A 22,429-nucleotide genomic window follows, 5' to 3' on the forward strand; every position below is an offset into this window, starting at 1 on the left:
GGCGCTACAGTGCCGGTGGACTTTTGGGCACGATGAACAGTCCCTGCGCCTCCACGGTGACGCCACCGGCATCCGACAATGTGCCGCGCACCGTCTTCTTGCGGCCGTTACGTTCGACGATCTCGGCCCGGGCCACCAGCTGCCCCAACGGGGTCGGCCGACGGTAACGGAACTCGATCGTCCCGGTGTAGCTCGCCTCGGTATCGGCGGCAGCGGCCTCACCGAGAACCTGGTCGAGGACCAACGCGCAGACTCCGCCATGGACGTGACCAGGAGGACCCTCGTAGGCTGCACCGAGCGTGAACTCGGCGCGCACGGCGTTACCCTCGCGTTCGGAATACACGGGCGGCGCGAGCGCGTTGCGCATGCCCATTGCCGCATTGCCCCAGGCCATCCCGACCATGCGGCTGGTGTAGCGCACCCCGTATGCGCCGTCCATCTGGTGTGCGCGCAGCGAGTCGACGACGCCGGCGACCGTCCGCTGCGCCTCGGCGATCACCTCGTCGCCGACCTCGGTACGGATGACGGCGTCGACGAGTTCGCGCACCGACGCCACCAACGGCTCGAAAACTGCTCGACGCCGCGCCATCTCGTCGTCGGAGATGTCTTCGAGAGTGAAGTCCACGGTCGGGTCTCCTTGTCTGCAGCGGACGGTCAGGGGATCAGGACGAGAGCGGCCCTGGCCGTGCGTCGGCCAGAACCTCGTCACGGTCGGCCGGGCTGATCACACCCCGCGCGATGGCGTCGTCGGTCGCCTCCTCGTATGCGCGCAGGTACTCGGCGGGGGTGGGGTAGCGCGTGGTGAGTACATCGGCGGGCAATGGCGTCGTGGAGCCGAAAAGCACGCAGATGCGCGGTACATCACCGGTCACGACCCCGCTGAGCACCTCGGTGGGCGCGTCGACGCACGGCGTACGGACACCGCCCACCACGTTGCCGTCGTCGTCGAGGACGTATCGGGGCGGTGTACAGCTGAAGTCGACGGCGAGTGGCTCGTTGGCGGGTGGAGGGGTCCCGTCCCCGACCCACGCCCGCAGGTGCGCGAGCGCCGAGCGCAGCACGAATACCTGCTGGCCCCGATTGACCGGTTGCGGGCAGCCGAGGAGTTCCTCGAACTCGCCGATCTGGACGAGATCGGCGTGCGAGGTCCCCGCGACCTCCCATGACCGAAAGGTATCCGAATCCGGTTGTCGTGCTTCGGCGTAACGGAAATCCGTGAGCACATCCGTTTCTGTCTGTACGACGAACACAGGGATCCTCGTCCCAGGGTGGATCGTCCGGGCAGGAGGTAGATAAGCGGGAGAGATGTCGATCGGCGCTCCGGGCTCGCCCAGGGGTAGCTGCCCGAGCGGTCGCGAATGGATCAGTGCTCCATCGATCGCATCGTGCATCGGCGCAATCCGATTCACGTAGGTCGTCAGTGCCATCGCCGATTGGGACTCACCAGCCGCGATGGTCCTGCGCACGTCGAGACCGGCCAGGGGATGCGCTTCGGAGTCGCTGTCGCGCAACGCCTTCGCTATCGAACCGAAGATGTCATAGCTGTAACCGTCGCCAGGATGATGCAGCCCTTGATACCGTTGCGGGTCCTTGGCTGCCAACGAATCGCCCTGGACTCCTGCGGTTCCCGCCCCGGTCGTCTCGAGATCGACGGAGTCACGGCCACCGGCGATGCCGGTGTACTGCGCCGAGATCCCGACGTAGGCGGTTCCCGATCGGACCAGTTCCTGAGCCAAGTAGGTGTATTCGGGAGCGGAGTCGGCGCCGCTGCTCACGTTGAACCACTCGACGACGACGTGGCCATTGAACCGCGTATCGGCTGGGCGGCGGACGAGAATGCGTGTCGCGAACTGCGCGGCGTCGACGCCGTCGAGACCGCCATCCGGCGTCTCGACAAAGCGATGCGCGATGCCGCTAGCCGCATACTCGCGTTCGGAGTATCCGTACTGATCGAGGTCGGGGCCGGCGGTGGCGGACATGACGCTGGTCCGTCCCGCCCCGCCGGTCAGCTCGCGAAAGGCGATCGTCGCAGTCATCCCTCGAGGCTAGCCCTGTGACGTGCGGTACTTGCCGATCACCTGGCCGAACATCATGTTCATCTTCGTGCCCAACGGCCAGCCCACGTAGTAGCAGAGGAACAGCGCGATCTCCTCGAGCTGCTCCGGCGTCAGTTCGTCGTTGCCGAGGGCGGCACCCGCCTGGATTTCCGCCACGTCGACCTGGCCGGTCGCGGCCAGTGCGCCGAGCAGGATGAGCCGTCGGTCACGGATGCTCAGCGCGGGTCGCGACCAGACCTCCGCGAAGAGCTGATCGGCGGTATGGGCGAAGTGCAGCCCGGGGCCGTCCGACATCTCCCACCCGTAGACCTGCGACATCAGATCCAGGCCTCGTCGGCGCTGCTCGGTCGGCGGTGTATCGGCGGCGCGTGTGGAATCGGTGTCGGTCATTTCTCTCCCTCGTCGTGTGGCACGCCGAGAGCCGCGGCCAGGTCGCCCAGCGATCGCCTTCCCAGAGGCAGTTCGACGTCGAGCGTGTCCGCGAGCGCGAGCGCCAGGGACAGATCTTTCTCTCCGAGCGCGCGAACGTGTGTGAATACCCCGTACCAGAAGTCGTCAGGCTCGACGGGTGCAGTGGTGTCGCGCAACATGATTGCTCCCGCACCGCCGGTGATGGCGTCGGTGTGGCGGACCACCTTGCCCAGTTTTGCGATGTCGATGCCTGCCGCCTCCGCCAGCCTCGATGCCTCGGCGGTCGCGGCGAAGGAGATGAAGTGCAGCAGATTGCGCGCGAGTTTCATCTTGGTTCCCGCTCCCACGTCGTCACCGGCGTGCACGAGCATGTCCGCCGTGAGCGCGTACGGCTCCTTCAGCCGTACGTAGGCTTCTCGCGGACCGCCGACCATCACGGCGAGTCGGCCCTGTTCGGCGCCTGGCGCCCCGCCGGAGATGGGGGCGTCGAGAAGTGTCACCCCGTGTTGGGTGCAGACGGTGGACAGGTCGGCTGCGGTCTGCGGACTGATCGTCGAATGGACCGCGAGGACCGTCCCGTCCGCCGCGCCGTCGAGCAGCTCCGACACCACCGTGCGGACCTGGTCGTCGTCACGCACGCAGATGCCGATGATGTCCGACGACGAGGCGAGCTCTGTGAGGGACGCCGCCGCGTGCGCGCCCTGGTCGACAACCGCTGCCACAGCCTCGGGCTCGAGATCGAACACCGTCAGTCCGCCGGACCATTTCGCAAGTCGCCCCGCCATCGGCCCGCCGATGTTGCCGAGCCCGACGTAACCGAGACGATCAGCCCCGTCGTATGACGCGTCCGTACTCATGAGCGGATGACCTGCCCGCCGTCGACGTTGAAGATCTGTCCGGTGACCCAGCCGGCCTCGTCGGACAACAGGAACAGGCACATGCCCACCAGGTCTTCGGGCTGACCGAATCGTTTGAGCGGCAAGCGGTTCACGATGTCGGCAACCATCTCCCTCGGGGTGGTCTCCCTGGTCGCCTCGGTATCGATCGGACCCGGCGCGATGGCGTTCACCCGGATGTTCTGTCCGCCGAGCTCGGTTGCCAACTGTTGCGTGAGACCGTTGATCCCGACCTTGGCCAGACCGTAGAAGCCGCTGTAGAGCCATGCAGCGGTGGAGGATTGGTTGACGATGGCGCCGCCGTTGCGCATCTGTCCGTAGACCGCGCGGGTGACGTTGAGTGCGCCGTCGAGATTGACGCTCATGAACTTCTTGTAATAATCCCAGGGGACCGTGATGAGGAAGTCGAGCTTCATTCCGCCATAGATGGCGGCGTTGTTGACGAGTCCGTCGATGTTCCCGTATGCGTCGACCGTGGCGGTGGCGAGGGCCTGCGCGGAGTCGGGGTCGGAGACATCGGTGTGGACGTACCGGCCACCGATGTCGGCAGCCACCTTCTCGCCCGCCTCGTCGTTGAGGTCGGCGATCACGACGTTCGCGCCCTCGGCGGCCAGACCACGCGCGTACGCCTCGCCGATGCCGCCTGCCGCTCCGGTGACGATGTAGGTGCGGTCGGTGAATCGTGCGGAACTTCGTTCGGATGTCATTGTGCTGCTTCCTGTCTCGTTATGCTGTGTGGTGTTCGCGCGGCGCTGTTTGCGCCGCGCGGGATCGTCGAGAATCACACGGGTTCGGCGATGGCCTTGGTCTCGAGGTACTCCTCGAATCCGGCGACCCCCATCTCGCGCCCGATGCCCGAGTGCTTGTAGCCGCCGAATGGGACGTCGGCCGAATACCAGATACCGCCGTTGACCGACATGGTCCCGGTGCGCACACCGTCGACCACCTTGTTGATGCGCTCGCGATCGGTGCCCCATACGGCGCCCGACAGTCCGTAGGGGGAGTCGTTGGCGATCCGGATCGCATCGTCGTCGCCATCATGGGGCAGTATCACCAGAACCGGCCCGAAGATCTCCTCCTGTGCGGTGCGCGACGAATTGTCGAGTCCGGAGATCAGCGTCGGCGAGACGAAGAAGCCCTTGTCTCTGTCGGCGGGGCGATCGCCGCCGATCTCGATCGTCCCGCCCTCGGTGCGTGCGAGTTCGATGTATGACTCGACGCGTTCGCGTTGCTTCGCGGAGATCACCGGTCCGCAGATCGTCCCGGGATCTGTGGGGTCGGCTGCTGCGAAACCGGCCATCGAGTCGCGTGCCAGTGCTGTTGCCTCCGCCAGCTTCTCGCGCGGGACGACGAGCCTGGTGGTGATCGCACAGCCCTGGCCGGCATGGGTCACCACGGCGAATGCCGCCATGGAGACCGCAGATGCGAGGTCGGCGTCGTCGAGCACGAGGAACGCCGATTTTCCCCCGAGCTCGAGGAAGACTCTTTTGAGCGACTCCGCGGCCGAGGCCATGACCTTCTTTCCGGTGGCTGTGGAGCCGGTGAACGAGACGAGGTCGACACGCGGGTCGGTCGAGAGTTGTGCGCCGAGCGCGTGATCACTCGACGTCACGATGTTGACAACTCCGGGCGGGAAGTCGGTCTCCTCGGCGATCACCTTGCCGACGAGCGCAGCGCACCAGGGAGTGTCGGGAGCGGGCTTGAGCACCACGGTGCAGCCCGCCGCAAGCGCGGGCCCGATCTTGGCGAAGTTGATCTGATGCGGGAAGTTCCACGGCGTGATCGCGCCGACGACGCCGACGGCCTCCTTGCGGATCTCGCGTGTGTTCTTGATTCCCATGGGTTTTGCCTCGCCGAGGTCTCGGCTCCACGCGTAACTCTCGGCTAGATCGGCGAAGTACCCGAGATCGTTGATCGGTCCCTCCAACTGGGGGCCGTGGGTGAGGAAGACCGGGCAGCCGACCTCGGCGACGGTCGATTCGCGCAGTTCGTCGGTGTGGGCGAGCAGTGCGTCGCGCAGTTGACGTAGGCACTGTGCGCGAAAGGCGGCGTCGCGCGACCACGTTGTTGTGTCGAAGGCGTGGCGTGCCGCGGCGATCGCGGCGTCCATGTCGTCGGGGGTTGCGTCTGCCGCCCGGCCGATGACCTCCTCGGTCGCAGGGTTGACGACGTCGAAGACGCCGCCTGTGCCGGGGGTGAGCTTGCCGTCGATGAGTAGATCCGACGCTGATGCTGGACGAAGAGACATGAACCGGAACTCCGATGACTGACTGGAAGGCTATCTGGACAGGTGTCTGGACTCGCGTTCAAACCTAGTGTAGCGTCGGTCACATGTCCAGCCCCGTGTCGCAGGAATCCACCCGTCGTCGATTGACGGCGCAGCAGGCCGAGACGGTCGCGCGGCTCACCGACGCCGCGGTCGACGTGCTCAATGCGGACGGTTTCGACGGCCTGACCGTCAGGGTCGTGGCCAAGCGTGCGGGGGTGGCCCCGGCGACGGCGTACACCTACTTCTCGTCGAAGAGTCACCTTGTGGCAGAGGTTTTCTGGCGTCGGCTCGCAGACGGTGTACCCGAAGCCGACAGCTCCTTGTCCCGTGAGGACAGGGTGGCCGAGATCCTGCGCAACGTGTCGCTGGTGGTCGCAGGAGAGGGGCAACTCGGCGGCGCGGTCACCGTGGCGCTGCTCGGCACCGACCCCGACGTCGAACATCTGCGACTGCGGATCGGCGGCTTCATCCGGGCGCGGCTCGCGCAGGCGCTCGAGGTCGACGTCGAGCATCCCGGTCCGGTGGTCGATGCACTCGAGATGCTCTACGCGGGTGGCCTGGTTCACGCGGGCATGGGGCATCTGACCTACGAGCAGACTTCTGAGCGGCTCGTCGCCGCTGCGCGCCTGATCCTCGGCGCGCAGTCCTAGCCGCGAACCGGGATCGTCGTGCGGCCCGGAACGTACACGACATGCACAAACCGTCAACGGAGGTTCATCGATGACCGAGACCGCAACGGTCGCGGGGATGCAGCAGCAGATTCCTTTCGACCCCTACGCCTACGGGTTTCACGAGGACCCTTATCCGACCTACGCGCGGCTGCGTGCCCAGGCCCCGGTGTATTACAACTCGGATCTCGATTTCTGGGCACTCGCCGCGCACGGTGACGTGCGAAATGCCTTCCGGGACAGTGTGAATCTGTCCAACGCGTGGGGCGTCTCGATGGATCCGTCGTCGTATGGTCCCGACGCCCACAAGTCCATGTCGTTTCTCGCGATGGACGACCCCAAGCACATGCGCATCCGCAAGCTCGTCTCGAAAGGGTTCACCCCGCGCCGGGTCAACGACCTCGCCGGCCGGATCAGCGCACTGACACACCATCACTGGAGCGCGTGTCTGGACAAGGGGGAGTTCGACTACGTCGCCGACTTCGCCGGGCTGCTCCCGATGGATGTCGTGTCGGAGATGCTGGGCGTACCCGAATCCGACCGTGCGTTCCTGCGAACCCAGTCGGATCTGCTGCTCCACCGGGAGGAGGGCGTTCTCGACATCCCGGAAGCGGCTGTCTACGCCTATCTCGAGTTGCACAAGTACTACTCGGCATTGATCGCCGAACGGCGCACCAACCTCGGCGACGACCTCGTCTCGGCGCTGATCACCGCCGAGATCGACGACGACGAGACCGGGGAGAAGACCACCCTCACCGAGGACGAGATCGTTGGATTCATGGTGTTGATGGTGGTTGCGGGCAACGAGACGACCACCAAATTGCTTGCCAATGCGCTGTATTGGGGGTGGCGCAACCCGGATGAGCTCGCCAAGGTGATCGCTGATCCCGAGGCGACTCCGCAGTGGACCGAAGAGACACTGCGCTACGACAATTCGACCCAGATGGTGCTGCGCAAGGTGGCCGCTGACGTCTCCTACGGTGACCACGTGATCCCCGAGGGGCATCGCGTGTTACTCCTCGTCGGCTCGGCCAACCGTGACGAGACCGTCTTCGACGACGCGTCGTCGTATCAGATCGGTCGCGACTGCAGCCAGGCGCTGATGAGCTTCGGTATGGGCGCGCACTTCTGTCTCGGTGCGCATCTCGCGCGGCTCGAGGCCAACATCGGTCTCGCCGAGGTCATCCGTTCGATCCGCGGGGTCGACATCGACATCGAGAATGCCGAGCGGGTGCACTCGGTGAACGTCCGCGGGTTCGCATCCCTCCCGGTGAAGGTGGCGGTGCGCTGATGGCCTACATCCCTCATCCGGAACGGCGGCCGGTACTGGTCGCCGGCGCGTCGTCGGGCATCGGAGCCGCAACAGCCGAGTATCTCGCTGCCGCAGGCTATCCCGTCGCCCTGGCGGCCAGGCGTGTGGAGAAGCTCCAGGAACTGGCCGATCAGATCGCCGCCGCCGGCGGCGAGGCGGTCGCTGTGCCGCTCGACGTCACCGACGAGGCGTCGGTACGCGACTGCGTGGCCAAGGCGCAAGCGGCACTCGGCCCCGTCGAGATCGCGGTCGCGGGGGCGGGCGACCTCGACGTCGGTCTGTCCTACGAGATGAGCGAAGCAGACTTCGCGTCGCAGATCGATATCCACCTCGTCGGCGCCCACCGGATCTATCGCAGCATCGTCCCCGGCATGATCGAGCGTGGCCGTGGGGATTTCGTGTTCATCGGTTCGGATGTCGCGGTTCGGCCGCGCCCGTGGTCGTCGGCCTACGTCGCGGCCAAAACCGGAGTCGACGGGCTCGTGGCGACCGCACAACTCGAACTCGAGGGGACCGGCGTGCGGGCGAGCATCATCCGTCCCGGCCAGACCATCACGGGGATGGGATTCAACCTCGCGCCCGAGGTGATGGAGAAGATGCTCAACTCGTGGATCACGCACGGTCTTGCCAGACATGGCAATTTCCTTGCGCCAGAACATATCGCGCAAGCGATCTCAGCCATCGTCGGGATGCCGCGCGGTGCGCACATGCGCGTCGTCGAGGTAGAGGCGGAGGGCGCCATCCCACGTGACAAGAGCAGCGAAGGAGAGACGAAATGACCACGCTGACAACGCCCACACGGGTGTCAGGGGGCGACGGGGAGCACGGCCATCTCGATGAGCTCGCGGCCGATCCGATCGGTCTGTTCTGGCGGGTCCGCGAAGAATGCGGAGACGTCGGCCAGTTCCAGCTCGCCGACCGTGAGGTGGTGCTGGTCTCAGGCGCCGCGGCGAGTGAGGACTTCTTCCGTGCGCCGGAGGAGGATCTCGACCAGGCTGCCGCGTATCCCTTCATGACCCCGGTCTTCGGCGAGGGAGTCGTCTTCGACGCCAGCCCCGAGGAGCGTTCCAAGGCGATCCACAACGCCGCGCTCAAGGGCCCGCACATGAAGCAGCACGCGGTGACGATTCCCAACGAGGTCGAGCGCATCATCGCCCGGTGGGGCGACGAGGGTGAGATCGACCTGCTGGAGTTCTTCGGTGAACTGACGCTGTACACGTCGTCGGCCTGCCTGATCGGTCGCAAATTCCGCGAGCAACTCGACAAGCGAGTCTCGGAGTTGTTCCACGACCTCGAGAAGGGCACCGACCCGATCGCCTATGTCGACATGTATGCCGACATCGAGAGCTTCCGCAAACGCGATTCCGCGCGGGCAGAACTCGTCGACTTCATCCAGGGCATCATGAACGAGCGCATAGCGCATCCGGATGACAACAAGGACGACCGTGATCTCATGGACGTGCTCATCGGGGTCGGGTTCGATGCGAACACGATCACGGGGATGTTCATCTCGATGATGTTCGCGGGCCACCACACCACGCAGGGCACCGCCGCGTGGACGTTGATCGAGTTGCTGCGCAATCCCGACTACATGCAGCGGGTGTACGCCGAACTCGACGAGATCTACGGTGACACACCCGATGGCGAACGACCGGAGTACACATTCGCCCACACCCGACAGATGCCGCAGCTGGAGAACGCGCTGAAGGAGGCACTTCGCCTGCATCCACCGCTGATCATTCTGATGCGCCTGGTGCAGCAGGATTTCCAGATCGAGGACTTCGACGTGCGTGCAGGACAGACGATCGCGGTCTCCCCTGCGGTGTCGAATCGATTGCCCGACGACTTCCCCGAACCCGATGCCTTCGATCCGGACCGCTACGTGAAGCCGCGTCAGGAGGATCTCGCCAACCGGTGGACGTGGATCCCCTTCGGGGCGGGCCGACACCGTTGTGTGGGAGCACAGTTCGCGATCATGCAACTCAAGGCCATTTTCTCGGTGCTGTTCCAGAACTATGAGTTCGAGATGTCGCAGCCGTCTGAGTCGTATCGCAACGACCACTCGAAGATGGTCGTACAACTCCAACAGCCGTGCACCGTGCGCTATCGCAGGCGGCAGAAGTAGGGGCGGTGACCATGCGTATCGAGGTTGATCTCGACATATGCCAGGGCCACGGTATGTGTCAGATGGAGGCGCCCGACGTGTTCGAGGCCGAGGTCGATCACGTCGACATCCTCGATCCCCGACCCGACGAGAGCAAGCGGGCCGAGGTGGAGGCCGCCGTGCAGTACTGCCCTACCCAGGCACTACGGATCGTCGACGACGATGCGTGAGACGACAGCAACGAGAGGTGACGTCATGGCATTCGACCGTGCAGAACTCGAAGAGATGAAGGAACGGTGGCTCGAGGCGAACATCGTCGCCGAGCGCGCAGGAGACTGGAGGCCGCTCGCCGACTTCTACACCGAGGACGCCACCTACGGGTGGAACTACGGTCCGGACAAGGACTTCATGGCAGTCGGACGTGACGAGATCCGCGAGATCGCACTCGGCCAGGAGATGGAAGGACTCGAGGGATGGACCTATCCATATCAGGAATGGGTGATCGACGACCGGACCGGATCGATGATCGGCTTGTGGAAGCAGGTCTACGACCGCACGCGTGAGGACGGGACGCCGTATGCTCTCGAAGGTATCCAGGGGAGTTGGTTCAAGTATGCCGGCAACTTCCAATTCCGTTGGCAGCGCGACTTCTTCGACTACGGAAACGTCTCGGCACTGTTCATCGAGTTGATCAAGGACAACGCGATGAGCGACGGGATGCTCAAGCGGATCGAGAAGGCAACCGGGGACCAACCGGGCTGGTACCCGTTCGGCAAGGCGCCCGTCGAGTTCTGGTGAGTCACGACATGACGCTCACAGTCCGGACGTACTCGGATCTCACCAGCCGTCAACTCGCGACGATCGTGCCGGAGCTTCTGCTGTCGGGCCAGCTGATCGATCGCAGCGGAATGGCGCATCTCATCGGTGCTTTCGGCCGAGAGACCATGGCTCGGATCGCCATCGAGGAGTGGATGGCCGCCAGCCCGGTGTACACGCATCGTATGCGTGAAGCGTTGGGCGTCGACGGCGACGGCGTGGCCGACATGTTCAAGTGTCTGCAGCTCGACATCGGGGCGCCGCCGCAGTTCATGGACTTCCGCTACGAGATCGACGACGAGTACCACGGCTCCTTCGTGCTGGATCACTGTGGTGCTCTGATGGATGTCGAGCCCCTCGGCGATGATTACGTCACCGCGATGTGTCACGACATCGAGGACCCGACGTTCGACGCGACCGCCATCGCAACCAATCGTCGGGCGCGGATCCGGCCGATACACCGCCCACCGCGCAGGCCCGCCGACCAGCATCCGCACTGTGCGTGGAGGGTGACGATCGAACCCGACCGCGACGAGTTGCCGCTGCCGCCGGACGCGGAGGAGATGTTCACCCGCCGGGCGGCCTCGGTCGAGTTGAGCGCCATCGATCCCTGCGCGACGGACGGACGCGTCGACTACCGGGGAGACCTGTGCGATGACCTCCAGTTTCGGGAGTGGTCGCATACGGCGCTCGTACGCATCGCGGAAGAGGTGGCGCTGCAACACCAATTGCTCGCACTCGGTTTTCTCGTGTCGTTGCGACGGTATGCGCAAAGTCAGGAGCAGGTCGACGAGATCTATCGTAAGCAGTTGACCGGCATAGCCGGCCTGGCGGCAGACCGGCTGCGGAACGCGTTGGATCTCACCGCAGACGCTGAGGGGTTGGCCACCGTCTTCTCGCTGATACCGGTCCTCGGCCCGGTGCAGTACACCGGGGTGAGTGTGCAGGTGGTCGGAGAGGGCGTCGTGCTCCGCATCCCTCATGACTCCGATGCACGACGCGACGGTGGGTGGATCACGCTGTTCGACGTCGACCACACCGAACCGCTGCAGGCGATCGCGACCGGCGTCGGCCCGTACTGGAGCATCGACACCGTCGCCTCCACCGGCGACGATCTCGAGGTCACGTTCGCTCTCACCGACAACGAGCATGCGGAGTCCGGTGAGGTCGCCATCGCGCGGTTCAGTTCCGGCGCAGCCTGGGAGTTCGTCGACAGGGGCCGGTCGCTCCCGATCACGCCCATCGGGAGCACCGTCTGATGCCGTCCGATGCGACGTCGTGGTCGCTCACGTGCCGATCCGATCGCAGAACCTGATGCCTGCCGACGCCCCGATCGACGCCCACCTGTCCGGCCGAGTTGCGATCATCGCGGGCTCGACGCGTGGGATAGGTCTGCAGGTCGCGTACGCCCTTGCAGGACGAGGTGTTTCGCTGGTGGTCAACGGACGTGAGGCGAGTGCTGTCGACGCCACGGTCGCCGAGATCAGGGGCGGCGGCGGTTACGCAGTGGGTGTCTGCGGTTCGGCAGGGGACGAGAACGTCGCCGAGCAGATGGTCACGACCGCGCTCGACGAGTTCGGTGCACTCGATGTCGCAATCAACTGTGCGGGCATTGCCGAACCGCCCGGGTCGACGATCCTGACCATCAGTACCGCCGAGTTCCGTGCTCAGATCGACGCGCATCTCATGAGTGCGTTCTTCCTGACTCGCGCGGCTGCACGGGTTTTCGTCGAGCAGCAGTCGGGCTCGATCGTGTTGACCGGGTCAGCCGCGTCCTTGGGCACCTTCGGCGGCAGTGGCTATCCGGCCGCGAAAGGTGGGGTCAACGCACTTGCTCTTGCGGCGGCGGGCGATCTGCGGGGTTCCGGTGTGCGCGTCAACGTCGTGATGCCCGGCGCGAAGTCGAGATTGTCGTCCGGCGCCGACTATGTCAGGCACATCGAAAGCCTGCATGAGCGCGGAATCCTCGACGAGTTCACGCGCGATGCCGCGCTCGATCCCGCACCACCGGAGTATGTCGCCGTGCTCTACACGTTCCTGGCCAGCGACGCCGCTGCCGGTATCACTGGTCAGATATTCACTGCCGCAGGCGGTTTCATCGGACGATACGATCCGCACCAACCGACGTTCGTCGCCTACCGCGACCATAGGGACTGCGAGCCCTACAGTTTGGCCGAATTGGCTGCTCTGCTGCTGAGCTGAGCGATCGGCCACTCGGAGGCCGCGTCGGTCGGCAATGCTGCGCACGAGGCATGTGACGTGGCCGGTCTCCTGCGAACTGCACACCGGATCACTGGGCGGGATCTCGACGCGCGCGACGTCGCGCTGCGCGACCCGCCCAGTACCGGGCGCCGTCGGCGATCGCCTCGGCGACGGGTCGGGGGTGCCAATCGAGCTCGCGTACCGCCTTGTCGTGGCTCATCTCCGGAATGCAATGCATGAGACGTACTGTCCCGATACGTAGTCGGCCCGGGCGTCTGGTGAGCGTCGAGCTCGCCGAACCCACCGCACCCGCAGCGTACAGTGCGGCGCGCCCGAGTATCGGCCGCGGAGGTTTCCGGCCAGCGGTTGCGGCGGCGATGCGAATGACCTCGCCGAGATCGATCGACCGTTTCGAGACGATATAGCGTTCACCGTTGCGTCCGTGCTCGGCGGCCAGGATGAGTGCGTCCGCGGCATCCTCGATTCCCACCGATTCACAACGCATCCCGCGCACGCCGAAGGGAAGTGTGCCCAATGCGGCACCAGCGACGAACGCCCCATGCGGAGTCGGTACCACGTCGCCTGCGCCGTAGGTGTTCGACACGCACATCGCGACAACCGGGACGTGGTGGTCGTGGGCATAGCCGAGCGCGAGTCGTTCTGCTGCAACCCGAGACCGCACGTAATCGGTTGCCCGCCTCTCCCAGTTGAATTCGGTTGTTTCGTCGGCCAGACCCGTGCTCGGCACTCCGATCGTCGCCATCGTGCTGGTGAAGACAAAGCGGCGCAGTCGAATACGTGCGGCGACCTCCAGGACGGAGCGGAGAAGCTCGACGTTGGTCTCGTAAAGTGGGGCGGGATCCAGTAGCCAGGCCCGGGTGTCGACAGCGCAGTGGTAGACGTCGGTGCAACCCGCCATGGCGTCGGCGACGACGTCGGAATGAGCCAGCGACCCGACGTGCCGCTCGACGTCGAGATCGTCGATGGCGCGGGTGTCGCTGGTGGATCGGACGAGGATACGTACGTCTTCTCCCGACGAGACGAGTCGGCGGGTCAGCGTCGAACCCAGAAATCCACTCGCCCCGATCACCAGGCTGGTCATTCCAGACGTTCCGGGGCCAGGTCCGCCACGGCGTCGGCGGCACGTTCGAGCATGGCGGCGAACATGGCATCGCCTCTCGCAGTCGGTTGAGCTGCTGCTGTGCCGAACACGATGATCAGCGGGGCCTGGATGAGGTTGTCGATGTAGTCATGCCAGCAGTCTTCGAGCGTGTACTCCCGAAGGCCCGCTGCCGCCTGCGATTGCGCGCCCCACTGACGTAACGCCCGGTGATAGTCGGCGACGATGCTGCGCTCGTGTGTGCGGCGGTCGTCGGGACGCAGGCTCGTGGCGAGGAGAAAGGCCACGTCGCGCAGCGGATGTCCGGTGGTGATGGTCTGCCAGTCGAGAATCGACAGCGAACCGTCGTCGCGGAACATCACATTGTCGACGCGCAGGTCGCCGTGGATGAGAGCAGCGTGGTCGGGCGGAGTACGCAACCAGTGCCCCGCATCGCGTACCAGCCAGTCGACCGTGGCCGATTGACGGTCGGTGAGGTCGAAGCGCCCGCGAAAGACCGCGGCCATCGGTTCGAGCAACGAGTCCATGACAGCGCAGTCGTCGGGGGTGGGGAGCGGGAACTCGTCGAGCAGTGTCGCGTCGTCGAGGCGTGGTCCGTGTAAACCCGCTGCGGCGACCGCGACGGCACGGACCTGGTCGGGACTGCACGCTGCGATCTGGTCGCCCTGATGTCCGTTGCCGATGTCTTCGAGGAGAAGGACGAACTCGCTGCCAGACTCGGAACAGGCCGTGGCGAAGACTGCGGGAGTCGGGACGTCGAACGTCGAGACCAATCCACGGTAGAAGCGGACCTCGTTCCGGAATGCCCCGGAGGCGAACTCCCGCTGCTCGACAGGGCCGGTCGCGAGCTTGGCCACCATGGTGTCCGGCAGGCCGCACGGCGATGCGTAGCGAAGCGAGAGACGGTAGGAACTCGCCATCTGACCGGTGCCGACGGGAGTGGCGCCGACGTCGACGACCCGGGCGTCGTCATACCCGTGTGCGCGCAGCAGGCCGGAGAGCCACTCCGGTGTGAGATCGTCTGCATTGGTGGGAATCTCGGCGGGTAGGGGTATGGTCACTGGTCGACTCCGATCGGTGTCATCAGCCCAGGGTTCACGGGTAGTTCTGCTCGTGTCGGCGAGCGCACAGAGCGATATGCGGTCACCACCGGCTCGAGTTCGGACGGTGTCGCACCATGCAGGATGACCGAGTCGACGCCGAGGTCGAACTGCGTGGCGAGCGCAGAGGCACAGGTCGTCGGTGATCCGACTGCGCTGTCGGCAACCCAGTGGCGTGGAACGACGTGTGCCAGTTCAACGAGTTGTCGGTATGTTGCGGTGGCATCGATCGGACCGGTTGCCTCGGTGAACGCGCTGGTTGCGCGGATGCGATCGAGATCAGCAGTGTCCCAACGGTTTGCTCGCATGAGTGCATCGGGGTAACCCTGCAGGTATGTGGCGAGGCGGCCGTAGAGCCTGCGTAGACGATCCTCTTCTGTCAGTTCGTCGCCCACCGTTGCCAGCACCGACCAGATCCGGATCGCCTCGGGATCGCGGCCTGCGCGCTCTGCCGAGTCACGCACGGTGGCTACCGCGTTCGACGTCGCGTCGTCGTCGAGAAAAGTGTGGAGGACGACGCCATCGGCTATGCGTCCGGCCAACTCCAGTGTCTTTCGGCTCATGGTCACGAGCAGAATGGGTACTCGTGGCACGACAACGCCGAGATTCAACAGCGGATACGATCCCGCGGGACCCTCATGACCGACGATCATCTCGCCGCGCCACAGGCGTCGGAGAACATCGGACACGTCTGCCAACTGCGCGCTCGTGACGTCCTCGATTCCGAGGATCTGCCACTGTGCGGTGATACCCCTGCCGAGACCCAGCGCAAACCTGTCCTGTGTCAGTTCGGCAAGGGTTGCGGCCATCGTGGCCGTGACGATCGGGTGGCGAGTGTTGTGATTGGTTGCTGCAGTGGCGATTCCCATGCGGGAGGTCGCAGCGCCGAGCGCACCGCTGAGCACGGCGGCATCCTTGATGTTGAATCGCTCGGAGACGAACGCCGCGCCGAGACCGATTCTCTCGGCGACCGCCGCTTCCTCGACGAGGTGCCCGGGGTCGACCGGATGTCGCGAGAGTGCGTAGTAACCGAGTTCGCAGAGCATGGTCGACGACGGCCTGTATCGCTCAGACGCCCGCGGGCGAGATCGATCGGTACTCGGTTGTGCGGGGTTCGCGTACCCACAGCGCATCGTCGCCCGCGCTGATCCCCTGTTGTTTGAGCTGTCGCTTCACGATCTTGTTGGTTGCGGTTGTGGGCAGGTCATCTGCGATTCGCACGTATCGGGGCCACGCCTTGGGCGACAGGTCGGGTTGTGCTGAGAGGAACTGCGAGAACTGGTCGGGGGTCAGCGAACTGTCGTCGGTGAGGATGACCGCTGCCATCACCGCATCGCCCACCTGGTCATCGGGTACCGCGTAGACGGCGACCTGACTGATGTCGGGTAGGCGGAGCAGGATTCGCTCGATGGGACCCGCCGTCATGTTCTCACCGTCGACACGCATCCAGTCGCCGGTTCGGCCTGCGAGGTAGAGCCACCCATCGGCGTCCTTGTACGCCAGGTCTCCCGACCAGTACATGCCGTCGCGAAGGCGTTCCGACGTCGTCGCGGGATCGTTGTAGTAGCCGGTGAACATGCCTGCACCCGAGGTGTTGACGATCTCGCCGATCGCTGCGTCGGCGTTCACGAGTGCACCGGTGTCGTCGAATTCTGCTGTGGGGCACTCGAGTCCGGTTGCCGGATCGTAGACGGCGACACCGGGAAAGCCCTTGCCGACCGAGCCGTGCGGTGTACCCGGCTCGCGCGTGATGATGATCGCCAGCTCGGTGGAGCCGAAGCCGTCCCAGACCTGGCAGTCGAAACGTCGTGCGAAATCGTCGATGTCGCGGTCGGTGGCCTCGTTGCCGAAAGCCGCCCGCAGCGGATTGTCGGCATCGTCTGGTCGCTCGGGAGTTGCGAGGATGTAGGCGAGCGGCTTGCCTACGTAGTTCATGTAGGTGGCGCCGTAGCGTCGGATGTCGTCGAGGAATCGCGACGCGGAGAATCGCGCGGGCACCATCGCCGCACCGGATACCGCCGCGACACAGTAACCGCCGAGGAGCGCGGCCGAGTGGAAGAGAGGCATCGAGAGATAGCAGATGTCCTCGGAGGTGATCCCGAAACGCTCGGCCAGGGGAGGGCCGGCGAACGGAACGAGCATGTGCGCCAACTGCACCGGCTTCGGATTACCGCTTGTGCCCGAGGTGAAGATGAGCATGAACGGGTCGGTCGCGGTGGGTACCGAATAGGGAGTGAGTTCGCCTGCGTCGGCGAGCAGCTGCTGCCATTCCGGCGACGACACGTTGATGACCTCGACACCCGGCAGATCGAGCCCTTCTAGCAGGGGGAGGTGCTCGGTGTCGGTGAGGAGGATCTGACAGTCGCCCCGCGCGATGTCGTCGGCCAGGGCGGGCCCGCGTCGAGTGTTGTTGATGCCCACCGTCACATAGCCGCCGAGCGCGCCTGCGGCAAGCGCGATCAGCATTGCAGGGCTGTTGTCGAGTAGTGCCCCGATATGCATCGGCCGTCGCGGATCGGCGCGGCCGAGCACGACGGATGCGGTCCGCCGCGCATCATCGAGGTACTGGCGCCACGTCCAACGGTCGTTTTCGTACAGGATCGCGAGAGAGTCGTCGCCGTCACGATCGAGGAGGAGTTCGGTCACGGTCTGCGCCATGCAGCCAAATCTAGAACCTGTTCTACGCTTGAGTGTACAGATTCGTGAAATTGTCTACCGTGTGCGCCTACGTGCCCCGACGTGGCCGTTCAGCGCGAGATGGTGCCGCTTCCCGGGCTCAGCGTGAACGTTGCGCCGCCACGTCCGACGACACTGGTCGTGAATGAGATCGGCCCCGGACCGGTTCGAAGCGGCGGGCTCAGGGCAGGCTTGCCCTGCTTGCACGCCGGGAACGTGGCGGTTCCGGACTTCCTGGTGACGGTGTTACGCCACTCGACGCCGACGACCGCCGCGCGGAGAGCCTTGCTGCACGCGTCGCCGGGCATCGGCTCCAGCCACACGCGAAGCGTGTCCGGGTCGGGCGACGCCGCGGCGATCGGGGCGACGTATGCCGCGAACGGGATGTCACCGCTGGTCGCGACGCCTGCGTTCGGGGTCTGGGAGATCGACGCCGCCGGGATCTTCGGGTCGGGAGCGGGGGCAGCGTGCGCTGCACCGCCTGCGGTCAGGAGTGTCGACGCGGTTGCCCCTCCGGCGACTGCTGCCGCGGTCAAGGCGCGATAGAGCTTTCGTCCCACTGGTATCACCAGCCCCTTCTGTCACAGTTGTAGACAACGGTACCAGCGTGCGGACGTTCGTGGCAGGGCTGGACATGGGGGTCGGGGTGCGGTCGGGCCTGCGGTGGCTTCGTCGGCGGGCGCGCGGCAGAAAGTGGGGGAAGGGACGTTTCCGCGGGTTCTGGGCGTTTCGGCGGGAAACTTCGCGGGGAAGTGTCGGGAAGTGGGGGAAGGGTGCGCGGCGCGGGTGCGGGTTGGGGGTGCGCTGCTGTGCGGCGGTGTTCGGTGCTGACGGCAGAAAGTGGGGGAAGGGACGTTTCCGCGGGTTCTGGGCGTTTCCGCGGAAACTTCGCGGGGAAGTGTCGGGAAGTGGGGGGAAGAGTGCGCGGCGAGCGGTGAAAGTGGGGGAAGGGTGCGCGGCGCGGGCGAATCCAGGGGAAGCGTGCGTTCGACGTCGGATCGCGCTCCAGACGTCGCCGCAGTCTGGGCCGCCCCTGCCCACTCGCCGTGCCGCGGCCGGTGGCCGGATCTGCATTCGCGCGGGCTGCTGCGGTTCGCGCAGAATGCCGGCGCGTCGTCCGCACGTCGGGTCATCGCGCACTCGGGGCATCGCGCACTCGGAGCATCTGACGGCGGAATATCACGCTCACGCGGAATAAAAGTGTCGGATTCGCCGTATCTGCGCGTGAGTTGGCTCACCGATCCTGGCGAAGCGTCGATGCAGCAGACAACACTGGAACTGTATTACTTCGCATACCTAAATACATCCAATTGCTCGGAGGTTGTTGATGTCCACCCATCTATCCGCCGACCCGGCCGCAGCAGTGGCCGCGCTAGCTCCTGATCTCGACGTCGCCGCACATCTCCGCGATGCGTCGACGGTGCAGGAGGGTTTGCGCGTCCTCTACGAGGGGTACCCGGACCGGCAGGCCCTAGGCTTTCGCGACAGTGAATCGGGATGGAACACATGGAGTTTCGCAGAATTGCAGGACCATGTCGCCCATATCGTATCGGTTCTGCGTGACGATGCAGGCGTCCAGCCGGGCGATAGGGTCGCGACGCTGGGCTTCACCAGCGCCGACTACACCGCGCTGAGTCTTGCGGTGCTCGGAGACCTGCGCGCGGTGGAGGTTCCGCTGCAGTCGGGCGCAGCGGAGTCCGTGGTCGCCGACATCCTCGACGAGACCGAAGCGAAAGTTCTTGCCGTGTCGGCATCGTCGCTGCCTCAGGCGCTGGCGCTCGTCGCGGACGACACGAGTCTCGAGCATATCGTCGTGTTCGACGTCGTCGAGGATTCGCGCGCTGCGGTCACGCAAGCCCGCACCACGCTGGAAGAACGCGGAATCAGGCTGCACACACTCACATTCGACGCCGAGTTGGACACCACGCACGACGGTCATGGCGTCGACTCCCAGGTGGCGCCGGGATCGTCCGACGATCTGGCTTTGCTGATCTACACCTCGGGCAGCACCGGCGCGCCCAAGGGTGCCATGTACACCCAAGAGGCGGTGTTGCGACTGATCCGGCAGGGATTCGGCCTCGAAAGCGATTCCGCCGCAGTCGAACACCACGCCTGGGTCACGTTGAACTTCCTTCCGATGAGTCACGTGATGGGCAGGGCGACGCTCTTCCGCACGCTGGGCAACGGCGGGACCGCCTACTTCACCGCGCGACCCGACCTGTCCGAACTCCTCGACGACCTCGCCGCCGTCGCCCCGACCGAACTCCATTTCGCGCCGCGCATCTGGGAGATGTTGCATCAGCAGTATCTGGCCGACGCGGACAAGGTCGACCGCGAGGCGCATCGCGACCTGCTCGCCGAGATGCGACGCCGCTACTTCAGCCGCGCACAACTCGCACTCACCGGTTCGGCGCCCATCTCGCCCGAGGTCGTCGACTTCGTCGAAAGCATGCTCGACGCCCCGCTCATCGAGGGGTACGGGTCGGCGGAGGCCGGCGGGGTGATTCGTGACGGCAAGGTGATCCGGCCCCCGATCATCGACTACAAGCTCGTCGATGTTCCCGAACTCGGTTATCGCACAACCGATACGCCGCACCCTCGAGGCGAACTGCTGGTCAAGACGGCCGATATATTCGCAGGCTACTATCGACGGCCTGAACTCACCGCCGAGATGTTCGACGACCACGGTTTCTACCGGACCGGTGACATCATGGCAGAGACCGGACCGGACCAGCTCGTCTACGTCGACCGCCGCAACAACGTGCTCAAGCTGTCGCAGGGTGAGTTCGTGACTGTGGCACGAGTGGAGAGCGCGCTGACATCTCCGCCGATTAGCCAGATCTACGTGTACGGCAACAGCTCCCGGCCGTACCTGTTGGCGGTGGTCGTTCCCACCGACGAGGCCATCGCGGCCGCGGCAGACGACGAGGAACTGCACGCGACGATGCTCAGCGCCGTGCGCGACATCGGTGAGCGCAGCGGGCTTGCGCCGGTGGAGATTCCGCGCGACGTCGTCGTCGAACGCAGCGCGTTCTCGGAGGCGAACGGCTTGCTGACGGGGATTCGCAAACTCGCGCGGCCCCGCCTCAAGGACCAGTACGGTCCCGCCCTCGAAGAGCTGTATCAGCGACTCGCGAGCGCACGCGCCGACCGCCTGCGCGAGGCGCGGGCATCGGCATCGGATCGACCGACGCTCGACGTCGTGATCGACATCGTCTCGGCCACTCTCGATCTCGCCGAGAACGAGGTGACACCACAGTCGAGGTTCACCGACCTCGGGGGTGACTCGCTGACTGCCGTCACACTCGGCAACACGCTGCGCGACGTGTTCGACTCCCAGGTTCCGGTCGGTGTGCTCACCAGCCCGTCGTCGGATCTCGCAGCGATCGCCGACTACATCGACGGGCGGGCGGGAGACGGACGTCCGACGGCTGAATCCGTGCACGCCGACCAGCGGCGCCTGCGCGCCGACGAACTCACCGTCGACGCATTCGTCGACGCCGAGACCCTGGCGGGCGCAACGTCGTTACGACCAGCCGACACGACAGTTCGGCAGGTGCTGGTCACCGGGGCGACCGGATTCCTCGGTCGCTACCTCACCGTCGAATGGCTCCGTCGAGTTGCTGCCGTCGACGGCCGCGTGACCTGTGTGGTGCGTGCCTCCGACGACGCGACCGCCCGCCGACGTCTCGACGCGGTCTTCGATGTCGGCGACGGCCCCCTGCGCGCCGACTACCTGCGGCTGGCCCCGGACCATCTGACGGTGCTCGCCGGTGACAAGGACTCGCCGGGTCTGGGACTCGACGACGATGTGTGGAGAGGGCTCGCAGCCGACATCGACCTCATCGTCGACCCGGCGGCGCTGGTCAACCACCTGTTGCCGTACCGGGAGTTGTTCGGGCCCAACGTCTCCGGCACAGGTGAGCTGATCCGACTGGCGCTGACTACGACGCGCAAACCCTACGTCTACATCTCGACGGTCGGAGTCGCCGATCAGGTGGGTTCGGCGGAACTCGTCGAGGACGCCGACATTCGCCAGGTCAGCCCCGTGCGTGAGGTGCACGACGGGTATGCCAACGGCTACGGGAACAGCAAGTGGGCCGGTGAGGTGCTCCTGGCAGACGCGCACGAACGCTTCGGCCTGCCCGTCAGCGTCTTCCGGTGCGACATGATCGTGGCCGACGACTCAGATCTGGGTCAGCTCAATCTCCCCGACATGTTCACCCGTCTGCTCATGAGTGTCCTGGCGACGGGGCTTGCACCGCACTCATTCTACGAGCTCGACGACGACCGCCGACGCGCCCCCGCGCACTACGACGCCCTGCCGGTCGATTTCCTCGCCTCGGCGATCTCGACGCTCGCCATCGCCGACGGTCACGTCACCTACAACGCGGTCAATCCGCACTCCGACGGCATCGATCTCGACACGTTCGTCGGATGGCTCGCCGACTCCGGGGAGGAGATCGCCACCGTGGACGACTACGACAAGTGGTACCGGATGTTCTCCGACTCGCTTGCCGATCTGCCCGACAAGCAGCGGCGATATTCGTTGATCCCGTTGCTGCACAACTACACCCAGCCGATTCCGCCGGTGAACGACGGTGTGGTGAACGCACCTCGCTTCTTTGAGGCGGTGCGTTCGGCGACGGTGCGGACAGCGACTGCCTGCTACTCCGAGGTCCCGCACATCACCGCGCCGGTGATCGCCAACTACGCGCGCGGACTGCGGACCCTCGGCGTCATCTGAGTGTGATCGGACTCGCTACGTTCCGGGGCCGGACACGCGCCCCGGGACGTG

Annotated in this window: 20 protein-coding genes; 9 read left to right on the forward strand and 11 right to left on the reverse strand. The window is 65.4% G+C overall.

Annotated features, from left to right (window positions below; all coding sequences use genetic code 11):
* Window positions 1–4: 4 nt before the first annotated feature.
* From GOACH_RS02450 to GOACH_RS02475, 6 genes are all read right to left on the reverse strand, one after another.
* The gene (locus GOACH_RS02450) at window positions 5–625 is read right to left on the reverse strand and encodes a PaaI family thioesterase (protein WP_005169966.1); all 621 of its coding nucleotides are present in this window, start codon (window positions 623–625) and stop codon (window positions 5–7) included.
* A 37-nt stretch (window positions 626–662) separates the two neighbouring features.
* Complete coding sequence (locus tag GOACH_RS02455; RefSeq protein WP_005169967.1) at window positions 663–2,036, reverse strand: alpha/beta hydrolase domain-containing protein; 1,374 nt, start codon at window positions 2,034–2,036, stop codon at window positions 663–665.
* Between the two features lie 9 nt (window positions 2,037–2,045).
* Window positions 2,046–2,447 (reverse strand): carboxymuconolactone decarboxylase family protein, encoded by a 402-nt coding sequence (locus tag GOACH_RS02460; RefSeq protein ID WP_005169968.1) that lies wholly within the window; start codon window positions 2,445–2,447, stop codon window positions 2,046–2,048.
* A complete protein-coding gene (locus GOACH_RS02465; protein ID WP_005169969.1) occupies window positions 2,444–3,325 on the reverse strand; it encodes an NAD(P)-dependent oxidoreductase in 882 nt (293 codons plus the stop codon). The genes GOACH_RS02460 and GOACH_RS02465 overlap by 4 nt, the downstream gene beginning before the upstream one ends.
* Window positions 3,322–4,071 (reverse strand): SDR family oxidoreductase, encoded by a 750-nt coding sequence (locus tag GOACH_RS02470; RefSeq protein ID WP_005169970.1) that lies wholly within the window; start codon window positions 4,069–4,071, stop codon window positions 3,322–3,324. The genes GOACH_RS02465 and GOACH_RS02470 overlap by 4 nt, the downstream gene beginning before the upstream one ends.
* Window positions 4,072–4,145: 74 nt before the next feature.
* Entirely contained in the window at window positions 4,146–5,612 is a 1,467-nt protein-coding gene (locus GOACH_RS02475; RefSeq protein WP_005169971.1) for an aldehyde dehydrogenase, read from the reverse strand.
* An 83-nt stretch (window positions 5,613–5,695) separates the two neighbouring features.
* On the opposite strand from GOACH_RS02475, the gene GOACH_RS02480 reads away from it, so the two are divergent.
* From GOACH_RS02480 to GOACH_RS02515, 8 genes are all read left to right on the forward strand, one after another.
* Window positions 5,696–6,283, forward strand: a complete 588-nt coding sequence (locus tag GOACH_RS02480) for a TetR/AcrR family transcriptional regulator (protein ID WP_005169973.1) — start codon at window positions 5,696–5,698, stop codon at window positions 6,281–6,283.
* Window positions 6,284–6,353: 70 nt separating this feature from the next.
* The gene (locus GOACH_RS02485; RefSeq protein ID WP_005169974.1) at window positions 6,354–7,592 is read left to right on the forward strand and encodes a cytochrome P450; all 1,239 of its coding nucleotides are present in this window, start codon (window positions 6,354–6,356) and stop codon (window positions 7,590–7,592) included.
* Entirely contained in the window at window positions 7,592–8,392 is an 801-nt protein-coding gene (locus GOACH_RS02490; RefSeq protein ID WP_005169976.1) for an SDR family oxidoreductase, read from the forward strand. Before GOACH_RS02485 ends, GOACH_RS02490 begins: the two co-directional genes overlap by 1 nt.
* Entirely contained in the window at window positions 8,389–9,738 is a 1,350-nt protein-coding gene (locus GOACH_RS02495) for a cytochrome P450 (RefSeq protein WP_005169978.1), read from the forward strand. Before GOACH_RS02490 ends, GOACH_RS02495 begins: the two co-directional genes overlap by 4 nt.
* 11 nt (window positions 9,739–9,749) lie before the next feature.
* The gene (locus GOACH_RS02500) at window positions 9,750–9,947 is read left to right on the forward strand and encodes a ferredoxin (RefSeq protein ID WP_005169979.1); all 198 of its coding nucleotides are present in this window, start codon (window positions 9,750–9,752) and stop codon (window positions 9,945–9,947) included.
* 25 nt (window positions 9,948–9,972) lie between these two features.
* Window positions 9,973–10,515: a Cif family virulence factor gene (locus GOACH_RS02505; RefSeq protein ID WP_005169995.1), complete on the forward strand. Its 543-nt coding sequence runs from the start codon at window positions 9,973–9,975 to the stop codon at window positions 10,513–10,515.
* Between the two features lie 8 nt (window positions 10,516–10,523).
* Window positions 10,524–11,792, forward strand: a complete 1,269-nt coding sequence (locus GOACH_RS02510; protein WP_040517482.1) for a hypothetical protein — start codon at window positions 10,524–10,526, stop codon at window positions 11,790–11,792.
* Between the two features lie 55 nt (window positions 11,793–11,847).
* Complete coding sequence (locus GOACH_RS02515; RefSeq protein WP_040517640.1) at window positions 11,848–12,735, forward strand: SDR family NAD(P)-dependent oxidoreductase; 888 nt, start codon at window positions 11,848–11,850, stop codon at window positions 12,733–12,735.
* Between the two features lie 88 nt (window positions 12,736–12,823).
* Here the strand turns inward: GOACH_RS02515 and GOACH_RS02520 are convergent, their stop codons facing one another.
* The 5 genes from GOACH_RS02520 to GOACH_RS02540 all read right to left on the reverse strand — a co-directional run bounded on the left by GOACH_RS02520 (window position 12,824) and on the right by GOACH_RS02540 (window position 18,191).
* The gene (locus tag GOACH_RS02520) at window positions 12,824–13,837 is read right to left on the reverse strand and encodes an NAD-dependent epimerase/dehydratase family protein (protein WP_005170001.1); all 1,014 of its coding nucleotides are present in this window, start codon (window positions 13,835–13,837) and stop codon (window positions 12,824–12,826) included.
* Entirely contained in the window at window positions 13,834–14,916 is a 1,083-nt protein-coding gene (locus GOACH_RS02525) for a phosphotransferase family protein (protein WP_005170004.1), read from the reverse strand. Before GOACH_RS02525 ends, GOACH_RS02520 begins: the two co-directional genes overlap by 4 nt.
* The gene (locus tag GOACH_RS02530) at window positions 14,913–16,001 is read right to left on the reverse strand and encodes a TIGR03857 family LLM class F420-dependent oxidoreductase (protein ID WP_005170007.1); all 1,089 of its coding nucleotides are present in this window, start codon (window positions 15,999–16,001) and stop codon (window positions 14,913–14,915) included. Before GOACH_RS02530 ends, GOACH_RS02525 begins: the two co-directional genes overlap by 4 nt.
* Window positions 16,002–16,023: 22 nt before the next feature.
* A complete protein-coding gene (gene fadD1, locus GOACH_RS02535) occupies window positions 16,024–17,613 on the reverse strand; it encodes a fatty-acid--CoA ligase FadD1 (RefSeq protein ID WP_005170013.1) in 1,590 nt (529 codons plus the stop codon).
* 89 nt (window positions 17,614–17,702) lie between these two features.
* Entirely contained in the window at window positions 17,703–18,191 is a 489-nt protein-coding gene (locus tag GOACH_RS02540) for a hypothetical protein (RefSeq protein WP_245551792.1), read from the reverse strand.
* 767 nt (window positions 18,192–18,958) lie between these two features.
* On the opposite strand from GOACH_RS02540, the gene car reads away from it, so the two are divergent.
* Complete coding sequence (gene car / locus GOACH_RS02545; RefSeq protein WP_005170018.1) at window positions 18,959–22,378, forward strand: carboxylic acid reductase; 3,420 nt, start codon at window positions 18,959–18,961, stop codon at window positions 22,376–22,378.
* Window positions 22,379–22,429 lie beyond the last annotated feature (51 nt).

The sequence above is a fragment of the Gordonia aichiensis NBRC 108223 genome (assembly GCF_000332975.1).
Taxonomy (GTDB): domain Bacteria; phylum Actinomycetota; class Actinomycetes; order Mycobacteriales; family Mycobacteriaceae; genus Gordonia; species Gordonia aichiensis.

Coding starts and splice junctions, on each gene's coding strand:
- GOACH_RS02455 (WP_005169967.1), bottom strand. CDS start 2,036: ATGACTGCGACGATCGCCTTTCGCGAGCTGACCGGCGGGGCGGGACGG.
- GOACH_RS02460 (WP_005169968.1), bottom strand. CDS start 2,447: ATGACCGACACCGATTCCACACGCGCCGCCGATACACCGCCGACCGAG.
- GOACH_RS02465 (WP_005169969.1), bottom strand. CDS start 3,325: ATGAGTACGGACGCGTCATACGACGGGGCTGATCGTCTCGGTTACGTC.
- GOACH_RS02470 (WP_005169970.1), bottom strand. CDS start 4,071: ATGACATCCGAACGAAGTTCCGCACGATTCACCGACCGCACCTACATC.
- GOACH_RS02475 (WP_005169971.1), bottom strand. CDS start 5,612: ATGTCTCTTCGTCCAGCATCAGCGTCGGATCTACTCATCGACGGCAAG.
- GOACH_RS02480 (WP_005169973.1), top strand. CDS start 5,696: ATGTCCAGCCCCGTGTCGCAGGAATCCACCCGTCGTCGATTGACGGCG.
- GOACH_RS02485 (WP_005169974.1), top strand. CDS start 6,354: ATGACCGAGACCGCAACGGTCGCGGGGATGCAGCAGCAGATTCCTTTC.
- GOACH_RS02490 (WP_005169976.1), top strand. CDS start 7,592: ATGGCCTACATCCCTCATCCGGAACGGCGGCCGGTACTGGTCGCCGGC.
- GOACH_RS02495 (WP_005169978.1), top strand. CDS start 8,389: ATGACCACGCTGACAACGCCCACACGGGTGTCAGGGGGCGACGGGGAG.
- GOACH_RS02500 (WP_005169979.1), top strand. CDS start 9,750: ATGCGTATCGAGGTTGATCTCGACATATGCCAGGGCCACGGTATGTGT.
- GOACH_RS02505 (WP_005169995.1), top strand. CDS start 9,973: ATGGCATTCGACCGTGCAGAACTCGAAGAGATGAAGGAACGGTGGCTC.
- GOACH_RS02510 (WP_040517482.1), top strand. CDS start 10,524: ATGACGCTCACAGTCCGGACGTACTCGGATCTCACCAGCCGTCAACTC.
- GOACH_RS02515 (WP_040517640.1), top strand. CDS start 11,848: ATGCCTGCCGACGCCCCGATCGACGCCCACCTGTCCGGCCGAGTTGCG.
- GOACH_RS02520 (WP_005170001.1), bottom strand. CDS start 13,837: ATGACCAGCCTGGTGATCGGGGCGAGTGGATTTCTGGGTTCGACGCTG.
- GOACH_RS02530 (WP_005170007.1), bottom strand. CDS start 16,001: ATGCTCTGCGAACTCGGTTACTACGCACTCTCGCGACATCCGGTCGAC.
- fadD1 (WP_005170013.1), bottom strand. CDS start 17,613: ATGGCGCAGACCGTGACCGAACTCCTCCTCGATCGTGACGGCGACGAC.
- car (WP_005170018.1), top strand. CDS start 18,959: ATGTCCACCCATCTATCCGCCGACCCGGCCGCAGCAGTGGCCGCGCTA.